The 5,990-nt window shown below is 43.3% G+C and carries 8 protein-coding genes; 1 reads left to right on the top strand and 7 read right to left on the bottom strand.

Annotated features, from left to right (window positions below; genetic code table 11):
- Positions 1–91: 91 nt before the first annotated feature.
- From yabA to CHI10_RS20635, 7 genes are all read right to left on the bottom strand, one after another.
- On the bottom strand, positions 92–466 hold the full coding sequence (gene yabA / locus CHI10_RS20665; RefSeq protein WP_095246032.1) for a DNA replication initiation control protein YabA: 375 nt from the start codon (positions 464–466) through the stop codon (positions 92–94).
- Between the two features lie 12 nt (positions 467–478).
- Positions 479–1,306 (bottom strand): PSP1 domain-containing protein, encoded by an 828-nt coding sequence (locus tag CHI10_RS20660; RefSeq protein ID WP_035332950.1) that lies wholly within the window; start codon positions 1,304–1,306, stop codon positions 479–481.
- Positions 1,299–2,306: a DNA polymerase III subunit delta' gene (holB, locus tag CHI10_RS20655; protein ID WP_095246031.1), complete on the bottom strand. Its 1,008-nt coding sequence runs from the start codon at positions 2,304–2,306 to the stop codon at positions 1,299–1,301. Before holB ends, CHI10_RS20660 begins: the two co-directional genes overlap by 8 nt.
- A 13-nt stretch (positions 2,307–2,319) precedes the next feature.
- Entirely contained in the window at positions 2,320–2,760 is a 441-nt protein-coding gene (locus CHI10_RS20650) for a YaaR family protein (protein WP_095246030.1), read from the bottom strand.
- 42 nt (positions 2,761–2,802) lie between these two features.
- Positions 2,803–3,132, bottom strand: a complete 330-nt coding sequence (locus CHI10_RS20645; protein ID WP_095246029.1) for a cyclic-di-AMP receptor — start codon at positions 3,130–3,132, stop codon at positions 2,803–2,805.
- A gap of 143 nt (positions 3,133–3,275) precedes the next feature.
- Positions 3,276–3,902, bottom strand: a complete 627-nt coding sequence (gene tmk / locus CHI10_RS20640; RefSeq protein WP_095246028.1) for a dTMP kinase — start codon at positions 3,900–3,902, stop codon at positions 3,276–3,278.
- A gap of 20 nt (positions 3,903–3,922) precedes the next feature.
- Positions 3,923–5,359, bottom strand: coding sequence for an aminotransferase class I/II-fold pyridoxal phosphate-dependent enzyme (locus CHI10_RS20635; RefSeq protein ID WP_095246027.1), 1,437 nt, complete (start codon positions 5,357–5,359; stop codon positions 3,923–3,925).
- A 258-nt stretch (positions 5,360–5,617) separates the two neighbouring features.
- Between CHI10_RS20635 and CHI10_RS20630 the strand changes: the two genes are divergently transcribed.
- Positions 5,618–5,821, top strand: a complete 204-nt coding sequence (locus CHI10_RS20630) for a sigma factor G inhibitor Gin (RefSeq protein ID WP_095246026.1) — start codon at positions 5,618–5,620, stop codon at positions 5,819–5,821.
- The last annotated feature ends 169 nt before the right edge of the window (positions 5,822–5,990 follow it).

The following is a 5,990-nucleotide window of genomic DNA, read 5'->3' as shown; positions in this document are numbered from 1 at the left end:
AGCTAGACAGTTCTCGAAGTTCAAAGTATACTTTCTCTGATTCTTTGCTTTTATGGAAAAATAGCCTTCCTATCACAGGAAGGCTAAAAGTTTACTTCTTATTCAGGAAAGACAGGCAAAACAGACAGTCTCCCTCTTTACGCGGGCTGCCGAAATGGAGATTGCAAATGTGAAAGCCTTCCTGATAGAGGCGTGCCAGGTTATCATAGCCTTCGCCAATATCAATCACCCTATCATTATCTGCAGCATCGGCAGACTGCTCTGATTTGCTTTTTTTCGCCGATGTACTTTCCTTTTCTGCAGGTATGTCTAAATGACGTCGTAAATGTTCATTTTCCAGCTTCAAAGAGTTATTCTCTTCAAGTATTTCTGCCAAATGCTGCTTTAACTCACCAAGCTGCTGATATAACTCTCCAATTTGGGTTTCCATATTACTCACAGAGTCAAAGATTTCTTTTTTATCCACGACTTCCACCTCTTAATCTGTGGACTGAACTGATACAGCACCTTGTTTTAAAATTTCATCCAGTGTATATTCGAGGACGCGCTCGGCTTCTTTTACATCAACCTGCAGCACACGCTCCAATATATTCAAGCCTACCACTTTTCCGGCTCCATCCGGGGTCTGAATCCATTCCCCAAGATCCGGGAGCATTTCTTTTGCTGCTTCATACTCATCATTTTCATATTTCAGGCAGCACATTAAGCGGCCGCATAAACCCGATATTTTCGTTGGGTTCAGCGATAGATTCTGGTCCTTTGCCATCTTAATGGATACAGGATCAAAGTCACCCAGGAAAGTGGAACAGCACAGCATTCTGCCGCATGGTCCAATACCGCCCAGCATTTTTGCCTCATCCCTCACACCAATCTGGCGAAGTTCAATCCTTGTCCGGAAGATGGCTGCGAGATCTTTGACAAGCTCGCGGAAGTCAACCCGGCCATCAGCCGTAAAGTAGAAGATGACCTTATTTCGGTCAAATGTATATTCAACATCCACCAGCTTCATATCAAGCTGATGTGTTTGTACCTTTTCACAGCATACCTCGTATGCTTCCTTGGCGGCCTGCTTGTTCTCCTCAACAATCATGCGATCCTTTTGATCTGCAATACGAAGAACCTTTTTTAATGGAAGGACAACATCATGCTCATCAACCTGCTTCGGGGCAATTACCACTTTTCCGTATTCAACGCCTCGGACAGTTTCGACAATGACAAAGTCATCCTTTTGTATTGAGAGATCTCCGGGATCAAAATAATAAATCTTGCCCGCTTTTTTAAAGCGCACTCCTACTACATCATACAAAGGAAGATCCCTCCTGCAATTTTAGCACAAGCTGTTCCATCAACAGCTGCGGATTCATATTTGCCTGCAATTTTCTTTTGGCTTCCAAAACAGCCGTCATCTGTTCCGTCAGGCGTTTGGTGGAAGATTGCAGCGCAAACTGCTCTAAACGTTTTCGTTCGTTCTGATGGACAACCTGGTCTTGTTTCCCAAGCTGAATATATAGTAAATCTTTAAAAATAAGAAGTAATAGATCCAAGCCGCGATCAATCTGCTCTTTTTCTTTAAAGTGCAAGAACCAATCCTCCTGAAGGGCAACCATTGCCTCAAGCGGATTTTTCTTTACCACTTCATATAATTTTAACACTATTTTTTGTGCTTGTACAAACCAATCATCTGAACTATATTGTAAAGCTTCATCCAAATTATTGGTAATTTGTGCAAGTAATGGTGCCTGGGCAGGATCCACTCCATTATTTTTTAACTGCTGAATCATTTCAGCAGGAGATAATGGTTTAAAAGAAATGGACTGGCAGCGGGATAGAATAGTAGGAAGCATCTGCTGTGACTGCTCGGTAATCAGCACAGCGGTCGTCTCTGAATGGGGTTCCTCCAGAAATTTAAGCAGACTGTTGGCAGCGTTCACTGTCATTTTGTCAGCATGAACAATCACATACAGTTTCCGCCTGGATTCTACCCCGGTCTTTGAAAACTCTTCCTGCAGGCTTTGAATCTGATTTTTTTTGATAGAAAGCCCGTCCGGCTCCAGAATATGAACATCCGGATGATTTCCGCTGTTTATCCTTTTGCAGTTTGAACATGTTTCACATGGAACATACCCTTCAAGCGGCTCACGGCAGAATCGGCTCTTCGCCAAAAGCATGCTTGCTTCCCGCTTTCCTGTTCCTTTCATCCCTTCAAACAAGTAGGCGTGGGCCAGCCGATCCTTTACTATGCTATTTTTAAACATTTTTAATACAACTGGCTGTATAGCCTCCAGCTGTTCCCACGTTTTTCCCACAAGTATCACTCACTTACATATATAAATTTATTAGGAGTCCCTTAATCTCTCCGACTTTTCCTAATATATCAATAGAAGATTCTTCTTTTTTCATTAATTCATCTGTCAGCTCTGAAAGCTTTTCATCAACCGTTTCCACCACTTTCAGAGACCGGCCTTGTCCATGCTGGTTCCAGCTGTGCGATTGCCTCAGCTCCATTCCAAAATCAACCGCTTCCTTCACAAACTTTTTCACAAGCGTTTTAAATTTGGCCAGATCCTTAAAGGTTCTGGAGCGGGCCAGCCGTTCTCCTGCGGCATCTATATCCTTTAACAGACTCTGAAGCTGGGAAGACTGCATTTTCTGGTCCTGCTTTTGCACCATTTCAGAAAATTTAACACCGTTCCCGGCTGCCTGCTTCTGCTCATTACGGACATTTTCCATCTTGAGCCGAAGTTCCTGATTAATTTTCATAACTGATCCTCCGCAAAGGGCTCAAAGCTCCCTCTGTAATGATTAAAAATGATGGAACTGCTCGACTGGCAGAACAAAGACTGTCGCACCGCCAACCTCAACTTCAACAGGGTATGGCACATAAGAATCAGCGTTTCCGCCCATCGGCGATACCGGTGCAACCAGCTGGTCTCTTGCTCTGCAATTTTCCTTAATAATCTGCATGGCTCTCTCCACACGGATATCCTCTGTTCCGATCATGAACGTTGTATTGCCTGATTTCAAGAATCCGCCCGTGCTGGCCAATTTTGTCGCACGAAAGTTATTGTCAACCAGAGCATTCATTAGCTTATTGCTGTCCTGATCCTGAATGACTGCCAGAATTAATTTCATAAGCCCATCCCCTTTACAAAGTTTTCATCCGTTTTGTCTTACTTTTATTATATCAATTATTTTATCTTCAAGCAGAAATTAAGGGAATACAGAAAAAATATTTTAAAAAAGCCTTAAAGAAATATGATCTTTAAGGCAGATTTTTATATTCGTTCTTTCAGCTTAGTCACCGCCTGCTGATACACTTCCTCCAATGGCTTTGAAGCATCGATCTTAAAGATGCGCTCCGGGTAAAGCTCCATTAGCTTCAGATAGCCCTCCCGCACTTTATGGTGAAAGTCGAGCTTTTCCAGGTCCAGGCGGTTCACTTCACGTCCTTTATGCTGATTGATTCTTTCCAGCCCGGCTTCAGGATCTATATCAAAATACAAAGTCAGTTCGGGCATCATGCCTTCAATGGCAAAGCTGTTGATGGAGTAGACCTCCTCAATGCCAAGTCCTCTTGCATAACCCTGATAGGCAAGAGAGCTATCAATAAACCGGTCACATAAAATGATAGATCCCTCATCCAGTGCCGGCTTTACTTTCTCGGCCAGGTGCTGCCTTCTGGCTGCCGCATACAGCAGAGCCTCTGTTCTCGGGTCCATCTTTGTATTCTTTTTATCAAGTATGACACTTCGGATTTGCTCAGCGATCTCAATTCCGCCAGGTTCTCTTGTCTGAAGCACCTGATAGCCTTCCTTTGCCAGATTAGTTGCCAGCATATCAATAATCGTAGTCTTTCCGGCACCCTCAGGTCCTTCGAACGTAATAAACTTACCTTTTTTCATTTTATTTCCTCCAGCTGCTTTTATAGATCCTGAAAAATGTTGATCCTGCCTGCTTTTAAATTGTCTCCATTTTGAAACCGTGCTCCGGCCTGAATTTGAAATCTGATGTTTTCGATATCTTCGCTCTCAATGATTTCACCCGGATATAAGAGCGGAATGCCTGGCGGATAAGGAATTACCTGCTGAGCGCATATTTTACCGGCCGCCTCTTCCAATGCCACCGTTTTAATGGTGTGCTGACTCTGTTCCTTTTGCTCAAGGGCAAGGCCAGAGACAGGCTTTTTACTAAAAGTGATTCTTTCCTGGCGTTCTGCCGGTTGGAATGATGTCAATTCCTCTTTCAAACATTCAACAACCCGGTCAAATGGATAATCCATATCGTTCTTCAAAAGTGGTAAAACGAACAGGACATTATAGGGATCCGCCATTTCCGTAAAGATCCCGTGCTTCTCCAGAAGAGTCTGCAGTTCAAATCCGCTGAGTGAGATTTCCGATTGGATGGTTACCTTTAAAGGGTCACCGTTGTATTGATCGTATGGCAGTACCTTAATGCCTTTAATCCTGTTTAAATTCCTCCTGAAACGCCCGACCTTTTCAAGCAGCGCCTCCTCATCCTTTTTCGTAAATGAAGATAGATACGCTCTTGCCAAATCAAGAGAAGCCATAATCGGATAGGAAGGGCTGCTTGATTGAAGTATCCCCAGATAGTTGGTCACTTTTTCTTCCTTTATAAACCGGCTGTTAAAATGCAGATAAGCACCCATCGTCATAGCAGGCAGCGTTTTATGTGCCGATTGTACAGTAAGATCTGCCTGAAGCTGAACGGCCGAAGCGGGAAAATGGCTCCCGCCCATTAAATGGGCTCCATGTGCCTCATCCACCAGCACCGGAATACCATGATCGTGGGCACAGTGTATAATATTTTCAAGGTCGTAGACCATTCCATAATAATTCGGATAGGTTAAAATGATTGCTTTTGCATCCGGATATTGCCTGATCGCCTCTTTAACCGTTTCTAAAGCCACTCCCCCGGCGACGCCCCACTCTTCATTAAACTCAGGCGCTAAAAAGACCGGCTTCGCTTTAGCCAAAGTAATGCCATTCAGGATGGATTTATGGCAGTTCCGCTGGACTAGTACAGTCTCATTTTCGTCTGCGGCTGACAGGACCATGGCAAGATTCCCTGCAGTCGATCCGTTCACAAGGAAAAAGCTTTTTGAAACTTCATACAGGCTGGCAAGCAGCTCCTGTGCCTCCAGGATGACCCCTTCAGGAGAATGCAAATCATCCAGTCCGCTGAGCTCCGTAGCATCAAGCTTTAAAATATGTTTAAAATAATCTGCTCCCTCACCAGCTGCAAGAAACCCATTCTTATGGCCTGGCACATGAAAGGATAACGGCTGATGTGAAGCATGTATTTGTAATTGATTCCATAATGGAGTGTTTTTTTGATTCATATGTTCACACTTTCCTATGATTCTTCTCCTATTTTAACAAAACAAGTATGTAACTGCTACTTAAGGACGATATCTGTGCCAGTCCCTGAAGCATCAAGCAAAATAATAAAAGAAATCCTTTATAGACATACACCCAAATTAGATTTTCATCATACAATATTAATCAAGTAACCTCAGAAAAAACCCGCCAGTGAAAATTCAAAAAATTGTATACAATAATAGTAATCTGGGCAGACTAAGGGTATGGAGGTGGAGTGATTGGGTTCGCTATTAGCAAAAAAACAGGCAGGGGAAGAATGTGTCATATGCGAGCAGGAAAAGACCAGGGGAATACATCTATACACTTCTTTTATCTGCACAGATTGTGAAAATGATTTAATCACCACGGATACAAGTCATCCAAAATATAATTATTACTTAAAGAAGCTGCGGAAAATAACAATGCCGGAGATATTTTCTTAAAATGTAAGCCCTTTGCTAGGGGCTTTTTATTTTTTGTGCTGCCGGGGCAGCTCTGGGATGGCGCGGGATTTCAGGCTTGCTGGGAATTTTTTTTTGGCGCGCGCCTGGGTTTTGGTGGTTTATCTGACAGGTTGTGGAGTTTATCTGACATGTTTTGGGTTTTATCTAG

It is taken from the genome of Bacillus sp. 7894-2 (assembly GCF_002272225.1).
Classification (GTDB): Bacteria; Bacillota; Bacilli; order Bacillales; family Cytobacillaceae; genus Cytobacillus.
The sequence above is the reverse complement of the archived record's forward strand: the minus strand, read 5'-3'. Positions and strand labels throughout refer to the sequence as shown.